Genomic DNA, 13,257 nt, shown 5'->3' on the forward strand with positions numbered 1-13,257 from the left:
CCCTACGCGTCGTCACTGTGCGGCGCCTGCTACGAGGTGTGCCCGGTCGCCATCGACATCCCCGAAGTCCTCGTCCACCTACGCGAACGCATCGTCGAAGGCGGCGAGACGGTCCACGGTGGCAACAAGGTGGTCCTGAGACCGGCCAGGGGACACGCGGCCGAGCGCGCGGCGATGCGGGCGGCCCGCTGGGCGCTGTCCCACCCGGCCGCCCTGCGCACCGGCCAGCGCCTCGCCTCCCGCACCCGCCGCCTGCACCCCCGAACCCTCCCCGGCCCCGGCCGGGCCTGGACCGCCACGCGGGACCTGCCGGCCCTCCCTGCCGAGCCGTTCCGCGACTGGTGGCAACGCACAGGCGGCACGACGGACGGAGACAAGTGAGCAGCAGGGAGCGGATCCTGGGCAGGGTACGCCGCGCACTGGCCGACACGGGCGGCGCGGAGGCCCCGGTCGAGCGGGCGTATCTCCGCGAGCACGGACACCGCACCACCGCACAGACCGTCGACCTGCTGGCGGAGAACCTGGCCGACTACCGGGCCCTCGTGCATCGTGCCACCGAGGACGAACTCCCCGCCGTCATCGCGCGGTTGCTCGCCGAACGCGGGTCACGGCGGGTGCTGGTGCCCGCCGGGCTGCCGGCGGCCTGGATGACGACCGCCGGTCCCGAACGGGTCGACGACCGGGCCGCGAGCACGGCGCGCGAGCTGGACGCGGTGGACAGCGTGGTCACCGGATGCGCGGTGGCGATCGCCGAGACCGGCACGATCGTCCTGGACGGCGGCCCCGACCAGGGCCGCCGCCGCATCACCCTCGTCCCCGACCACCACATCTGCGTCGTCCGGGTTCCCGACCAGGTCGTCTCCTCCGTCCCGCAGGCACTCGAACGACTCGACCCCACACGCCCGTTGACCTGGATCTCCGGACCCTCCGCCACCAGCGACATCGAACTGGACCGGGTGGAGGGGGTGCACGGTCCACGCACCCTGGACGTGGTCCTGGTACGCGCCGTGGCCGCCTGGAAGCGGTCTCCTCCGGCGCCGGGTCTTCACCTCTCCTGATCCAAGTACCGGAGGAATACGGACACGTAGGCCCGATCGGTGGTCCGCGAGCAGGGAAACGTCGCCACGGCGGCATCGAGTTCCGATCGGTGGAACCTGCGCCACGCAGGTCTCCGGGCCGCCAGCGCCGCCACTTTGTCCTGGGGCAACACGTGGTTCCCGCCCTGGATGCCGGCCATGACGGACGTGTACCGCTTGCGCAGGTCCGTGACGAGTGCGAGGCGGGACCGCGCCGGATGACCGGCCGCCGTCGCGCAGGAGCGCCACGCCTCGAGTGCCGATCGGTACCGTCTGTCGTGTTGCACCTTGTCGTCCACCCGAGCCCACTCGGAGTTCGCCTCCGGGATTCCGTACTCCTTCTCGGTCGTGCGCTGTGCGCTGTCCACGCAGCCGGGAAGTGCGGCGTCGTAAGCCTTGAGGGAAGCAGCCGAGAGGGTCTTCAGGTAGCTCCTGGCCGCCGGGGTCTCGGGCGCGAAGTGCGGGAACACCGATATTCCGAACCCGTGCTTTCGTGCGTAGCCGAGGCTCGAGAAGTTCGAGGCGTCCTCTACGTCCACCACGCTGTGCGGGTTTCTGGGCAGGTAACGGAAGCCGTGCGACTTCATGCACGCGGATGTCAGGGACTCCGTGCGAGCGGCAACCTCAAGGTCGAACCTCCCGGACTCCGACTGGCCGGAGGCACCTGCCAGGATCAGCACGAAGCGGCGGGTGTCGGCCGTCGCCCGGGCCTTCGGGGCGCCGTGGGACGGGTAGAACGCGAAGTGGCAGACACAGGACCCGCACGGTCGTACTGACCGTGGCGGTCGCCGCGATGGCCGCGATGGCCGCGGCCGGCCCACCGGCGACACGTCGCCGAGCAGTCCACGAGCCCGGCCGAACCAGCGGCCGCGCTGCGGCACGCACTCGCCTGCTGGCGCGGCCACGCCCTGCTCGACATGCGCAGCCAGGTCCTGGAGATCGATGCGGCACGGCTGAACGAGTTACGCGCGGCCACCCGCAAACGGTGCCTGGCCGTCGAACTGGATCTGGGCCGCCATCGGGAGGTCGTCGACGAACTGACCGCCCTGCGCCGCGAGCATCCCTACGACGAGCAGGTGGCCGAACACCTGATGGTCGCGCTCTACCGCTGTCGCAGACAGGGCGAGGCGTTACGAGTGTACGAGGGGCTGCGCAGGACACTGGCCGACGAACTCGGCGTCGATCCCTCCCCGCCACTGCGGGCGCTGCACCAGCGCATCCTCACCGCGGATCCCGAACTTGCGGCCGCACCACCCGCGCCGAGCCCGTCGGGCCCGCCACCGGAGAACCCCGCCCCTGCGGTCTCCGGGCTCGCGATGGCGATGCCGGTACGGCAACTTCCGCTCGACGTACCCGATTTTGTGGGCCGGGCCGACGCGCTGGCCGCGATCTCCCGATTACTCGACGGGTCGGGGCCGAACCGGGCGCCGGTGGCCGTCGTCGTGGGCGGTCCAGGTGTCGGCAAGTCCTGTCTGGTGACGCACGCCGCACGGCTGGCGAGCCGGTTCTTCCCCGACGGGCAGCTCTGCCTCGACCTGGCGGCAACCTCGGACGAGCCACGGGACCCGGCGCTGATGCTGGCCGAGGCACTGCGCGCCCTGTCCATCGCCGGCAGCGCGATCCCGAACGGCCTGTCCGAACGGGCCGCGCTCTACCGGTCGTTGCTGGCGGACCGCCGCATGCTGGTGGTGCTGGACGACGCCGGTCACGCCGACCAGGTACTGCCGCTGCTGCCCGCGGCCGACGGCTGCGCCGTGCTGATCACCAGCCGCACTCTGCTCACGCACCTTCCCGGCGCCCGCCACCGCGACCTGGACGTGCTGAGCCCGGCGGAGGCGCGGGAGCTGTTCACGGGCATCGTCGGACGGGAGCGGATCGCGTGGGAGCCGGCGGAGGCCGACGCGATCCTCGACTGCTGCGGCAACCTGCCGCTGGCGATCCGGATCGCCAGCGCCAGACTCACCGGCCGCCCGGCCTGGTCGCTGCGGGTGCTGCGGGAACGGATCGAGGACGAGTCCCGACGCCTCGCCGAGCTGCGGATCGGCGACCTGAGCGTGCGGGCCAGCGTCGACCTGAGCCTGCGGCTGCTGCCGGCCGACGCGGTGCGGGCGCTGAGTCTGCTGGGTCTGCTCGGTGCCTCCACCCTGCCCGGCTGGGTGGTCGACCGCTGCTGGACCGCTCGGACGCCGAGGAGGTGCTGGACACCCTCGTCGACGCCGGCCTGGTGCGGCTCACCGCCACCGACGCCCTCGGCGAGCCGCGCTACCGTCTGCACGACCTGATCAGGACCTGCGCCGTGGAGATCGCCGCACAGCTGCCGACGGCGGACAAGCGGGACGCGATCGTTCGGGTGCTCTCCGTCTGGCTCGACCTGGTCGGGCGTGGCACCGGCCGGCTGCCGGGCGGGCTGCTGGCCGCCGCGCCAGGTTCGGCACCACGCCGGTCGCTCCCGGACGGGGTCGTCGACCGGCTCATGGCCGATCCGTCCGGCTGGTTCGACACGGAACGCGACAACCTGCTCGGGGCCGTGCAACTGGCCGTGGACTGGGGCCTGGACGAGGCGGCCTGGGAGCTGGCCGCGGGTACGGCGACGTACTACGACCACCGGTGCCTGTACCAGGACCGGCAGCACGGGCACCGGCTCGCCCTGGACGCGGCCGAGGCCGCCGGCAACGCGCGCGGGGCATCGGTGCTGCTCCGCGGGCCTTGGCCAACTGCACATCTATCAGGACGAGTTCGACCGGGCGACCCGTGCCCTTGAGTCCTCCATCGAGCTCTGCCGGGACGGCGCGGACAAGCTCGGCGAGGCGCTGTCGATGGCGACCCTCAGCACGGCCAGCCGGGTGCAGGGGCGTGACGACGAGGCACTTGAACGGGTCGAGCATGCGCTGGCCATCGCGGTCGGCGAGGGCGACCGGCACATCGAGGCCCAACTGTCCTGCTCCATGGGCGTGATGCGCCTCATGCAGGGGCGACTGGAAGCGGCGGAGTCCTGGTTCACCGGAGCCCTGCGCCTGGCCGGCGAGCTCGATGACGGGCATCGCGTGGCCGTCGTGCTGCGGCGGTTCAGCCGGTTGCACGACCGGCGCGGCCATCAGCACGAGGCGCTGCGCTGCCTGGGGCAGGCGCTGACCACCTTCGAGAACCTGGCCGACGAGCGGTGCGCCGCGTACACCTTGCTGGAGATCGGCCGCGTGCACGCCGGTCAGGACGACCGGGACCTGGCGTGCCCGGCGCTGGAGCGTGCCGCGGCCCTGTTCCACCGGCACGGCGACCGCCAGGACGAAGCCACCTGCTGGCAGCTGATCGGCGACCTGGAGGCCGCCGCAGGCCTCCACGATCCGGCGCGCCGGCACCGCGGCCGGGCAAAGGTGCTGTGGCAGGCCATCGGCGAGATGAACCGGATGGACGCTCCCGCAAGACCGTCGTCGCCGTGACGCCGCCGTGAACCGCGTCGGCGTAGAGCACGCCGGAGGGCGGCATCGTGTACCGCTCACGAGCAGACCCTCCGGCGAACCGGGGTGTGCGCCGGCCCGCGCACACCCCGGGGGAGGGTCAGCCGCTCGTCGCGGGTTCGGTAAAGGCGAAGTGGTCGATGTTGGCGATGCCGGGGGAGGAGCCCAGGGCGACGAGGTAGAGGTCGTGGACGCCCCGGGTGCGGGTGATGGGGGTGGACTGGTCGGTGTAGGTGTCGAAGCCGCCGGTGTTGAGAACGGTGACGGTGCCGATCACCGGCCCCGTGCGGCTGTCGGTGTGGATCGCGAACTGCCGTCCGCTGTAGGCGGGATCGTCACCGATGCTGCCCGTGAACAGGGTGCGGCCCGACCCGAAGTCGACGCCGGTGTACTTGACCCAGTCGCCGCCGTCGAAGCTGCCGAGCACGGAGCCGCTGCCGGCCGCGTGCCGGGAGACACCGCTGCTGTCGGCGTAGCGTTCGGCCTGGACGGTCGTGGCGTGCAGCGACGATCCGCCGGTCCACTTGGGCACTCCGTACGGGTAGGCGCCGACATCGGGCCGGCGGCCCTTGTAGCCGTCGGTCGCGGGCGGCTTGACCACTCCCGACGCCCGTGCGGGCGACTGCGCCTGGAGCGAGTAGTCGTGTGTGTCGGGGGAGACGAACAGGGGGTCGGTGGAGTAGGGGAGGTTGTGCGACTCGGTGACGCCGTCGGGCCCGTCGGTGTCACCGATGTTGTTGGCCACGTCCACGTTCGTGTAGGCGGCGCCGTTGAAACTGACGGCTCTGCTGTCGGTCCCTGAGGTGTTGTTGTACGCCCGGTCGCCGGAGGTGGTGTCGCCGTTGAAGAGGACCACACCGTAACTCGTTCCGTTCCAGGCGACGTTGTTGTACGCCGTGGCGTTGTAGGCGCCGTTGTCGAAGTAGATGCCCGGGGCGGGTGCGGCCGCGGCACCGGGGGCCGCGTCGTGCAGCAGGTTGTGGTGCATCCCGGTGCCGGTCAGGTCGATCTTGCAGCAGACGTAGATGGCACCGCCGTCGTTGACCAGGACGTTGTATCCCGAGAAGTCGTTGTAGGCGATCTCGTTGCCGGCGACCTTCGCCCCGGTCATCTTGTCGTCGATGTTGAGATCGCTGCGTCCCGTGTGGGCGACGGTGTTGTGGGTGATGGTGAGGTCGGAGCCGATGACGTTGATGCCGGCCGCGTAGCTCCCCAGGTAGTCGGTGTTGGTGATGGTGTTGTTCGTGACGGTGTTGTGGGAGCCCAGGGCCACGACGCCGTTGCCCGCGCTCCAGTCGACGGTGCTGTTGCTGAGGGTGTTGTGGTGTCCGTCCAGGATGATCCCGGACGTGGACTCGCCCGCCGTCAGCACGGCGCAGCCGTCGGGCTTCGTCACCATGGCCGGGTCGGGGGCGAGATCGGAGTAGGCCGAGACGTAACGGGCGGTCAGCCGGTCGATGACGTCGTGGGACGAGGACGCCGAGGCGCGCACCGTGGTGGCGCGTACGTCGAGACCGGTCACTGAGGTGTAGGAGCGGCCGGCCAGGTCGAAGCCGACGTTGCGCTGCTTGGCCTCGACCGTGTGCCCGGACGGGTCGTCACCGTCCTTCATCCACCCGTACAGCGTGTGGGTGTCCGGCGCGTAGAACCACTCCCCGGAGTGCCCGAGCAGTGCCAGTTTCCCACTCAGTGAGTAGGCCGTTCGCTGGTTCGGGCTCAGACCGACGCAGTCGGGCAGGGAGGCGGCGGTGACGCTGCCGACGGAGGAGCTGGTGACGGTGCCGGTCTCGCTCACGAACCAGTTGTGCGCGGTGAGCCGTGCGCCCTTCCAGTAGCCGTCGGGCTGCGTCAGCGCACTGTCGGACAGGCTCGTCGTGGTTCCCGACTGGGCGGAGGCCAGGTTCGGGGCCAGGGGGTTGTCGCCGGGGTAGGGCCACTGCGCCTCGACCCCCGGCACTCCGTCGAAGAAGACCTGGTTGCCGGGGAGTGCGGGATCCAGGGTGATCCGTGCCTGGTAGACGTGCCCGTCACCCACGGCCGAGGCGAAGGGGGAGCCGTCCAGCGTGGCGTCGTGGGACTTGAGGTCGGAGAGGTCGTCACCGGTGACCCGCCGCCAGCCGGAGACCTCGTCGGTGCCGTCGATGACGACGTCCGCGCCGGCCGCGGCCGTGTAGGTGATGCGGGCCTGGGCGGTTCCGTCGTGGGCGGGAGTGACGCGCTCCCGGTAGGTGCCCGACGAGATGACGCAGGTGTCTCCGGCGACCATCACGGTCGCGCATTTCTGGATGTGCTCGAAGGGTGCCGTCGCGGTGCCCGGCGCACGGTCCGAACCGGTCGGGCTGACGTGGTACGTGGTGGGGTGCGGGGCCTGGGCGCTGGCACTCAGTTCGCCGCCGCTGAGCAGCAGCGCGGCGGCCAGGAGCACCGCCAGTCTGGAAGTCGACCGTCTCATCTTCGATCCAATCGCCTATCGATAGTCGCTGCACGCTAGCCGGGCCCATTTGGAGGTGTCAACGACTTGGAATGCTATCGATAGGAGTGTTCATCCGGCGTACCGTGCCTGTCCGGAGGGGGCGTCGGGGGAGGGCTTCGAGGTGACTCTGGTTGCGTTCCGCCGAGTTCATCGCCCCTGACCTGGCGTTCTGATCCCGTCGGTCGCCCTGCGTGTTTCGCCGGTCCTTGACGGCTAGTCGTTCAAGAACTTTGATCGTCTATCGATTGTATGGAAAACCGGCACCGTCGCACCCGACCCTTGACCGGACCCACGGACCCACGGACCCACGGACCCACGGACCCACGGACCCACGGACCCACGGACCCACGGACCCACGGACGCGCGGATGCCCGGACGAACGCGTACGGAGAAGCGAAGTGAACATCATCGCGCGGGTGGACGCCGAGTCCCCCGGAACACCACTGGCCCATTTCTGGAACCTCTGCGTCGGCGCCGGCCGCGCCAACGAGGGCCTTCGAGCGGGGTGGCTGGAACAGCTGGACATGGCCGTGCGGTCGTGCGGATTCAGGTACATCCGCTTCCACGGCCTGCTCCACGACGACATGTTCGTCTACCGGGAGGAGGACGGACGCCCCGTCCACAACTTCCAGTACGTCGACGAACTCTTCGACCGCCTTCTAGACCTCGGCATCCGGCCGTTCGTCGAACTCGGCTTCAGCCCCGGTGACCTCGCCACCGAGCGGGACACGGTCTTCTGGTGGCGGGCGAACGGATCACCGCCCGCGGACCTGGGTAAATGGAGCGACCTCGTCGAGGCGCTCGTCCGGCACTGGGCGGACCGATACGGCACGGACGAGGTCCGGCACTGGTACTTCGAGGTGTGGAACGAACCCAACCTGCGGCCGTTCTTCCACGGCACCCGTAGCCAGTACTTCGCGCTCTACACGGCCACGGCGGCCGCGGTGAAGCGCGTCGACCCGGCCCTGCGGGTGGGTGGTCCGGCGACCAGCAACTTCGTCCCGGACGGCCGTTTCGCCGGTGAGGTCGAGGACCTCACCCGGCATGCGCAAACCATTGCCGCGCCCGATCTGGACGCGCTGGACTGGGCGCCGGTCTGGCTGACCGAATTCCTGGACCACTGCCGACGGACCGGCGCTCCGGTCGACTTCGTGTCCGTGCACCCCTATCCCACGGACTGGGCGCTGGACGGCCTGGGCCGGTCCGTCAAGCTCACCCGGCACGCCGACGCGACCCGGCGAGACATCGAACTGCTGCGACGGACGGTCGACGCGAGCCCGTTCGCCGCCGCCGAGATCCACCTGACCGAGTGGAGCTCCAGTCCGTCGCCCCGCGATCACACGCACGACCACCTCCAGGCGGCGACCTACGTGGTGAAGGCGAACCTGGAGTCCGCCGGTCTGGTGGACTCGCTGTCGTACTGGGCGTTCACGGACGTCTTCGAGGAGGCCGGTGCGGGCGACACCGTCTTTCACGGCGGCTTCGGGATGATCAACTTCCAAGGGGTGCCCAAGCCGGCCTTCCACGCCTACCGGTTCCTCGGCAGCCTCGGTGACCAGTTGCTCGCCCGGGTCCCGGGTGCCGTCGTCACGCGGGAGGGCGACAGCGGTGCCCTCGCCGTCCTCGCGTACCACTACCCCTCCGAGGTGACGACGGCTCCGCCCGCCTCGTTCGGCGACCGGGCGGTCGCGGAACGGACACTGGCGGCGGGGTCCCCGGGACGGCTCGACATCACCTTGACGGGACTGCCCGCCCGCACCGCGTTCACCGTCGAGGTGCTGGACCACGAGAGCGGCAACGCCCTGGCGCTGTGGCGGGCGATGGGCTCACCTGATCCGCTCGGCCGGGAACAGGCCAGACGCCTGAGGAGCGACAGCCAGACGCTGAAGCGGCACACGGTCCACGCCTCGGCCGATGGGGAACTCCGCATCGACCAGGTGATCGCACCGTGGAGCGTCGTCCTCGTCCGCGAGGAACGGACCTCCGGCCCGGGCGGAGCCCGCGCGGACGGAGGGTGATCGCGGCGAAGTCACGGAGGTGAGCCGCAGGGGGCCGACGACGAGCCCGCTACGGCGGGCCATCCGGCGCGACCGGGCCGACCTGGCCGACCGCATCGCGCCGAACGGCACGTATCCCTTCTCCATCGCCTATCGATAGAGTTGAGATACTGGAATGCGCCGAGATTCGGGAGCGAACCCCGCCAAGGGCCACGCCGGCCTGCGCGTGCCCCCGCGACAGAACGTCGCGTGGGGCATGCGCAGGCCGGGATGGACCGATCAGGCCGTGGGGATCTCGCCCCGCGCGTGGGCCGCGAACTTCCGCGCCGCCAGCTGCGGGTCGTTGGCCCCGAGGACTTCCAGCAGGCCGGCGTGCTGCTCGGCCATCTCCTGCCAGTCACCCGTGAACAGCGGGTCGGAGACGACGCGCAGGGCGCGCAGGCTCGGTTCCATCACGGCCCAGACCTTGGGCAGGAAGGGGTTGCCGCCGGCCTCGCACACGATGCGGTGGAAGACGATGTCGGCGTCCCTGAACCGGCCGACGTCACCCTCCCGCGCTGCCTCCCGCATCAGCTCCACCTGGGCCTGGAGCTGGGCCGTCGCCGTGGCGGACGGGTGCTCGGCAAGGGTCCGCGCCGCCAGTTCCTCGATGGTCACGCGCACCGCGCGGGCCGCGTCCGCGTCGTCCTGCGCCACGGAGGCGACGAAGCTGCCCCGCCGCGGGATGTGCTGGGCCAGGCCCTCATGGACCAGGCGCTTGACCGCTTCGCGGACGGGAGCCTGGCTGACGGCGAGCTGGCGTGCGATCTCGGACTCCACCAGGCGGTCGCCCGGCTTGAGCGTGCCTTCGATGATCAGGCCGCGAACTCGTGTGTACACCTGGTCGGACAGCAGTACCCGCGTCAGCGGCTGCCCGATGGCGCTCGCCATGAAGCCTCCTCGTGTAGACCACTTCGCATCTTATCGATGATCGCCTCAATTTTGTTACCGGCCCTTGACAGTGAGGTCTCACAGGCGTTCATATCGCCTATCGATAGAAGCGTATCGAGGGAGCACGTCATGAGACACACAAGAGCCGCCGGGGCGGCCGGCACCCTCCTCTCGCTCGGCCTGCTGGCCACGGCCTGCGGCGGCGGAGGATTCCAGTCCACGAAGGGCGGCGACACCGGTGCGGGAGCGAGCGGCACGGTCCGGATGCTGGTCAACATCACACCGAACCTGACGAAGGACTACTGGCGGAACCTGGTGGCCCCCTTCGAGAAGGCCAACCCGGGCATCAAGGTGCAGATAGAGGCCCCCACGTCGTCCGACGGCTCGGTCGACACCACCCTTCCGCAGCAGCTCGCCGCGGGCAGCCCGCCCGACGTGGTCGAGGGCTCGCACAGCAACAAGGTCGTCCCCTACCTCCGGGACCTCTCCGACCAGCAGTGGGCCACCACCGCGCCCATGGCCGACGCGCAACGGCTCGACGGCCACCTTTACGACGTGTCGATCGGCCAGCAGGCCCAGTCGCTGATCTTCTACAACAAGACCGCCTTCAAGAAGGCGGGCATCACCGCGGAACCGCGCACCCTCAACGAGCTCACCGCCGACATGGCCGAGCTCAAGGGCGCGGGCTACCTGCCGATGCAGACCGCCGGCGAGTGGGTGACCGAGGCGCAGTTCATGCAGCTGTTCGGCCCCACGCTCACCACGCCCGACAAGGACTGGTACCTCCAGGCGGCCACCGGCGGGCGCTCCCTGGCGAAGGACCTCGGCCCGGGCGCGGCGCTGTACAAGTCGTGGATCGACAAGGGCTACATAGACAAGAACGCCCTCGGCACGAAGTACGCGGACGGCGAGACCGCGTTCCTGTCGGGCAAGTCCGCCCTGTACCCGATGGGCTGCTGGTTCGTGGCCGCCGAACACGCCGCCAAGAAGGACTTCGAGGTGGGGGTGTTCGCCGTACCGCAGACGAACGACCCGGCGACCGCACGGCTGTCGGTCACCCCCGGCGCCAACTACCGCATCTTCAAGAACAGCAGCCACCAGGCCGCCGACGCCAAACTCGTCAAGTTCCTGACGACGGACAAGGCTGCGGTCGAGAGCCAGCTCAAGCAGGACACCTCCTACCGCACCGGTTACCCCTACGCACTCTCCCCCCTCTCCGACGAGGTGCAGAAGCTGCTCGACGACACCGCGAACGGCCATCAGGCGATCATGGGCGGCGGCGAGTACCAGATGCCCGCCGGGTTCGAGGACCAGGCCGGCAAGCAGATCCAGAGCCTCTACACCGGCGGCGCCCCCGCCACCGCGATGAAGAGCGTCGACACCTGGCTGAAGGCGCAGACCAAGTGAGCGTGCACACCTCGCCCCGCCCGGCCGGTCCTCCGGCGGTCCGCATTCTCTCCGCGCGGACCCGCGACCGGCTGGCCGGAGCCGTGATGACCACACCGGCCGTGCTGCTCTTCACGCTCATGATGGTGGTGCCGCTCGGACTGTCGGCCTACCTCAGCCTGACCGACTGGGACGGCTACACCGCCCACCCCGCGCTGGTCGGCCTGCACAACTACCGCCAACTGCTGCACGACCCCGAGGTGCGCCACGCTGCCTGGGTCACGGGCGTGATCGCGGTCGTGGGCACCGCTCTGATCAACATCGTCGGGCTCGCCGTCGCGCTGGCCATCGCCGCCCCCGGCAGGCTCAACACCTTCCTGCGGACCGTCTTCTTCTACCCGTACGTCATCAGCGCCCTGATCATCGGGTTCCTGTGGTCCGCGCTGCTGTCCACCAACGGCGCGATCAACACGCTGCTGGACGCGCTCGGCCAGGCGGGCCTGCCGTTCCTGTCCCAGCCCGGATGGGCGCTGGCCAGCCTGATCCTCGTCATCGTGTGGTCCGGGTTCGGGTTCGCCCTCGTGCTGTACATCGCCGGCCTGCAGACGGTCCCGGCGTCGCTGATCGAAGCCGCCCGACTGGACGGGGCGGGCCGATGGCAGACGCTGCGCCACGTGACGCTGCCGATGATCTCGCCGATCGTCACCGTCAACATCGTGCTCACCCTCGTCTCACTGCTGCGCACCTACGACCTGGTGCTGTCGCTGACCGCGGGCGGCCCGGCCGGAAGCACCCAGACCGGGGCCTACCTGATCCTGGGCGAGTCCTTCCAGAACAACGTCCTGGGCTACGGATCCGCCCAGTCGGTGGTCCTCACGGTCATCACCGGCGTCGCGGCCCTGGCCGTCACCCTCCTACGACGTCGTACGGACGCGGGAGCAGCCGCATGAACCACCCCGCGAGCCACCAGCCCGCCCCCCTCGCCTCGCCGCCCCGCACCGGCTCCGCCCCCGACGCGGCCGGTCCGCGACCGGCCACGGCGGGCCCCGCCCACCCCGCGAAGCCGCCGCACCCGCACTCGCACCCGCACCCGCGCCCGCGTCCCTCGGCACGCGCGTGGACGGCCGCGCGGTCGGCCACGCTCGCCGTCGGTGCCCTGCTGATGCTCGTCCCGATGTGGCTACTGGCCGTCAACGCCTTCAAGTCCGAGCAGGACATCAGGACCTCGCCGTTCGGACTGCCGGTCGCCCGGCTGAGCCTGTCGTACCTGCGCGACGCCCTGTCCGACCCGGACTTCGACGTCGTACGGGCGTACGGCATCACGGCCCTGTTCGTCGTCCTCGTCAACGTCCTCTCCCTGGTGATCGCGGCACCGGTGTCGTACGTCATCGCCCGGGGCCGCAGCCGCGGGCACACCGCGCTGCTGCTGCTCTTCGTGGCCGGCACCTTCGTGCCCAGCCAGGTGATCCTCATCCCCGTCGTCTACGTGCTGAAATACGTGGGCCTGATGGGCACGATCCCCGGCTTCGTGCTGTTCGAGACCACCCTGACCCTGCCCGTCTCCGTCTTCCTCTACAGCGCGTACATCCGCACCGTGCCACCCGAGCTCGACCAGGCCGCGGCCGTGGACGGCGCGGGACGGCTGCGCACCTTCTGGCTCGTGATCTTCCCGCTCATGCGGCCCGTCGTGGCCACCGCGGTGATCCTGCACGGCCTGAGCGTGTGGAACGACTTCGCCACCCCGCAGATCATCCTCGGTCCCGGAAGCGGCCTCTACACGGTCACCACCGGCGTCTACGCCGCCGTCGGCAAGTACTCCACGCACTACGCGGTGGTCTTCCCCAACCTGCTGCTCGCCGTGCTCCCGGCACTGGCCTTCTTCGTGATCATGCAGCGGCACATCATCAGCGGCCTGACCACCGGCGCCACGAAGGGCTGAC

Annotated in this window: 12 protein-coding genes and 1 pseudogene; 10 read left to right on the forward strand and 3 right to left on the reverse strand. The window is 70.3% G+C overall.

Going from position 1 to position 13,257, the window contains the following annotated elements; translation table 11 throughout:
- Both ACFY3I_RS40350 and ACFY3I_RS40355 read left to right on the forward strand, forming a co-directional pair.
- Nucleotides 1–381, forward strand: a 381-nt coding sequence (locus ACFY3I_RS40350; protein ID WP_390865930.1) for a lactate utilisation protein LutB domain-containing protein, incomplete at its 5' end; no start/stop codon positions are given.
- The gene (locus ACFY3I_RS40355) at nucleotides 378–1,058 is read left to right on the forward strand and encodes a lactate utilization protein C (RefSeq protein WP_390865931.1); all 681 of its coding nucleotides are present in this window, start codon (nucleotides 378–380) and stop codon (nucleotides 1,056–1,058) included. The genes ACFY3I_RS40350 and ACFY3I_RS40355, both read left to right, overlap by 4 nt.
- Here the strand turns inward: ACFY3I_RS40355 and ACFY3I_RS40360 are convergent.
- Nucleotides 1,046–1,756 carry a hypothetical protein gene (locus tag ACFY3I_RS40360; protein WP_390865932.1) on the reverse strand — a complete coding sequence of 237 codons (711 nt, stop codon included), beginning with the start codon at nucleotides 1,754–1,756 and terminating at the stop codon, nucleotides 1,046–1,048. The two genes, ACFY3I_RS40355 and ACFY3I_RS40360, sit on opposite strands and share 13 nt — an antisense overlap.
- Before the next feature lie 171 nt (nucleotides 1,757–1,927).
- Between ACFY3I_RS40360 and ACFY3I_RS40365 the strand changes: the two are divergent.
- The 4 genes and pseudogenes from ACFY3I_RS40365 to ACFY3I_RS40380 all read left to right on the forward strand — a co-directional run.
- Nucleotides 1,928–2,287, forward strand: a pseudogene (locus ACFY3I_RS40365) (AfsR/SARP family transcriptional regulator); the annotation flags it as partial.
- Nucleotides 2,282–3,358 (forward strand): NB-ARC domain-containing protein, encoded by a 1,077-nt coding sequence (locus ACFY3I_RS40370; protein WP_390866017.1) that lies wholly within the window; start codon nucleotides 2,282–2,284, stop codon nucleotides 3,356–3,358. The pseudogene ACFY3I_RS40365 and the gene ACFY3I_RS40370, both read left to right, overlap by 6 nt.
- Nucleotides 3,271–3,837 (forward strand): hypothetical protein, encoded by a 567-nt coding sequence (locus ACFY3I_RS40375; RefSeq protein WP_390865933.1) that lies wholly within the window; start codon nucleotides 3,271–3,273, stop codon nucleotides 3,835–3,837. Before ACFY3I_RS40370 ends, ACFY3I_RS40375 begins: the two co-directional genes overlap by 88 nt.
- A 55-nt stretch (nucleotides 3,838–3,892) precedes the next feature.
- Entirely contained in the window at nucleotides 3,893–4,513 is a 621-nt protein-coding gene (locus ACFY3I_RS40380) for a tetratricopeptide repeat protein (protein ID WP_390865934.1), read from the forward strand.
- A gap of 118 nt (nucleotides 4,514–4,631) precedes the next feature.
- Here ACFY3I_RS40380 and ACFY3I_RS40385 read toward each other — a convergent pair whose 3' ends face one another.
- A complete protein-coding gene (locus tag ACFY3I_RS40385) occupies nucleotides 4,632–6,983 on the reverse strand; it encodes a carbohydrate-binding protein (protein WP_390865935.1) in 2,352 nt (783 codons plus the stop codon).
- 419 nt (nucleotides 6,984–7,402) lie between these two features.
- Between ACFY3I_RS40385 and ACFY3I_RS40390 the strand changes: the two genes are divergently transcribed.
- Nucleotides 7,403–9,022, forward strand: coding sequence for a beta-xylosidase (locus ACFY3I_RS40390; protein WP_390865936.1), 1,620 nt, complete (start codon nucleotides 7,403–7,405; stop codon nucleotides 9,020–9,022).
- 258 nt (nucleotides 9,023–9,280) lie between these two features.
- On the opposite strand, the gene ACFY3I_RS40395 is transcribed toward ACFY3I_RS40390, so the two are convergent.
- The gene (locus ACFY3I_RS40395; RefSeq protein ID WP_390865937.1) at nucleotides 9,281–9,931 is read right to left on the reverse strand and encodes a GntR family transcriptional regulator; all 651 of its coding nucleotides are present in this window, start codon (nucleotides 9,929–9,931) and stop codon (nucleotides 9,281–9,283) included.
- Between the two features lie 129 nt (nucleotides 9,932–10,060).
- Here ACFY3I_RS40395 and ACFY3I_RS40400 point away from each other — a divergent pair, with 129 nt between their 5' ends.
- From ACFY3I_RS40400 to ACFY3I_RS40410, 3 genes are all read left to right on the forward strand, one after another.
- A complete protein-coding gene (locus ACFY3I_RS40400) occupies nucleotides 10,061–11,338 on the forward strand; it encodes an ABC transporter substrate-binding protein (RefSeq protein ID WP_390865938.1) in 1,278 nt (425 codons plus the stop codon).
- An 86-nt stretch (nucleotides 11,339–11,424) separates the two neighbouring features.
- Nucleotides 11,425–12,267, forward strand: coding sequence for a carbohydrate ABC transporter permease (locus ACFY3I_RS40405; protein ID WP_390866018.1), 843 nt, complete (start codon nucleotides 11,425–11,427; stop codon nucleotides 12,265–12,267).
- The gene (locus ACFY3I_RS40410; protein ID WP_390865939.1) at nucleotides 12,264–13,256 is read left to right on the forward strand and encodes a carbohydrate ABC transporter permease; all 993 of its coding nucleotides are present in this window, start codon (nucleotides 12,264–12,266) and stop codon (nucleotides 13,254–13,256) included. The genes ACFY3I_RS40405 and ACFY3I_RS40410 overlap by 4 nt, the downstream gene beginning before the upstream one ends.
- The last annotated feature ends 1 nt before the right edge of the window (nucleotide 13,257 follow it).

The organism is Streptomyces sp. NPDC001068, assembly GCF_042897315.1.
Taxonomy (GTDB): domain Bacteria; phylum Actinomycetota; class Actinomycetes; order Streptomycetales; family Streptomycetaceae; genus Streptomyces.

Bases quoted from the DNA above. Each gene is read 5' to 3' on its own strand.
- ACFY3I_RS40380 (WP_390865934.1), top strand. From the start codon at position 3,893: ATGGCGACCCTCAGCACGGCCAGCCGGGTGCAGGGGCGTGACGACGAG.
- ACFY3I_RS40385 (WP_390865935.1), bottom strand. From the start codon at position 6,983: ATGAGACGGTCGACTTCCAGACTGGCGGTGCTCCTGGCCGCCGCGCTG.
- ACFY3I_RS40395 (WP_390865937.1), bottom strand. From the start codon at position 9,931: ATGGCGAGCGCCATCGGGCAGCCGCTGACGCGGGTACTGCTGTCCGAC.
- ACFY3I_RS40400 (WP_390865938.1), top strand. From the start codon at position 10,061: ATGAGACACACAAGAGCCGCCGGGGCGGCCGGCACCCTCCTCTCGCTC.
- ACFY3I_RS40405 (WP_390866018.1), top strand. From the start codon at position 11,425: ATGACCACACCGGCCGTGCTGCTCTTCACGCTCATGATGGTGGTGCCG.
- ACFY3I_RS40410 (WP_390865939.1), top strand. From the start codon at position 12,264: ATGAACCACCCCGCGAGCCACCAGCCCGCCCCCCTCGCCTCGCCGCCC.